At 67.6% G+C, this 1,170-nt stretch carries 1 protein-coding gene and 2 rRNA genes; all 3 read right to left on the bottom strand.

Annotation, left to right across the window (positions count from 1 at the left end):
• On the bottom strand, positions 1-625 hold a 625-nt coding region (locus AB0M03_RS33250), incomplete at its 3' end, for a hypothetical protein (protein WP_363498616.1).
• 180 nt (positions 626-805) lie between these two features.
• Positions 806-922, bottom strand: a 5S ribosomal RNA gene (gene rrf / locus AB0M03_RS33245).
• A gap of 108 nt (positions 923-1,030) precedes the next feature.
• Positions 1,031-1,170: ribosomal RNA gene (locus AB0M03_RS33240) — 23S ribosomal RNA — on the bottom strand; the annotation flags it as partial.

Below are 1,170 nucleotides of genomic sequence, written 5' to 3'. Positions count from 1 at the left end.
GGACGATCGTCCCGGCGCTCACGGTCACCGTACGACGGGCGGTCGCCGCCGCGGTAGCCACCACCCGACGGACGGTCCCCGTACGACGGACGGTCATCACGACGGAACTCGCCACGGGGACGGTCGCCGCCGCGCTCACGGTCACCGTACGACGGACGGTCGTCACGACGCGGACGGTCACCGTAGGACGGACGGTCGTCACGACGCGGACGGTCACCGTAGGACGGACGGTCGTCGCGGCCGCGGTAGCCACCACCCGACGGACGGTCGCCGTACGACGGACGGTCGCCGCCACGCGGACGGTCACCGTACGACGGACGGTCGTCGCGGCCGCGGTAGCCACCACCGGACGGACGGTCGCCGCCGCGCTCACGGTCGCCGTACGACGGACGGTCGCCGCCACGCGGACGGTCACCACGGTCGTCTCGGCGGTAGCCGCCCTCACCGCGGTCGTCACGGCGCGGGCCGCGGTCGCGGTCGTTCGACCAGCCCCCGCGCGACCGGGGCTGGTAGCCGCGGCCGTCGTCCGATCGACGCTCGGGACGGTCCTGGGGCGGGTTCGACATTCCGGTGACTCCTTCTGCTGCTTCAGCTCAGCCGTTTCGACGTCCGTCGGCAGCGACACCAACGCCCTCTACGGCCCGGTGCCGGCCCTACGGCCAGGCACCTCTTCCATTGTCCGGCATCGGATGCCGAGCCGCGTCCGGGCTCGAACTTCCTTGCCGTGGTTGCTCGTTCGTGTCCGCGGAAAACACAAAAGGCCGCGGCCCCAGCGAATCGCTGGGGCCGCGGCCTTTGAAGAATTGTTCGGCGGCGTCCTACTCTCCCACAGGGTCCCCCCTGCAGTACCATCGGCGCTACGAGGCTTAGCTTCCGGGTTCGGAATGTGACCGGGCGTTTCCCTCGTGCTATGACCACCGAAACCCTATCGGGTATTCAGCGAAACACACTTTTCAGTTGATAAGTGTTACTTCGTTCGCCGGCGATAGCTGTTCGCTACCCGGGAACCACACAGTGAACGCGAGCGTCTGAGGACAAGCCCTCGGCCTATTAGTACCGGTCAACTCCACCCCTTACGGGGCTTCCATATCCGGCCTATCAACCCAGTCGTCTACTGGGAGCCTTACCCTCTCAAAGGAGGTGGGAGTGCTCATCTCGAAGCAGGCTTCC

The sequence above is a fragment of the Kitasatospora sp. NPDC051914 genome (assembly GCF_040680995.1).
Taxonomy (GTDB): Bacteria; Actinomycetota; Actinomycetes; order Streptomycetales; family Streptomycetaceae; genus Kitasatospora.
Note: the sequence above shows the minus strand (reverse complement) of the source record. Positions and strands in the feature narration are given on the sequence as shown.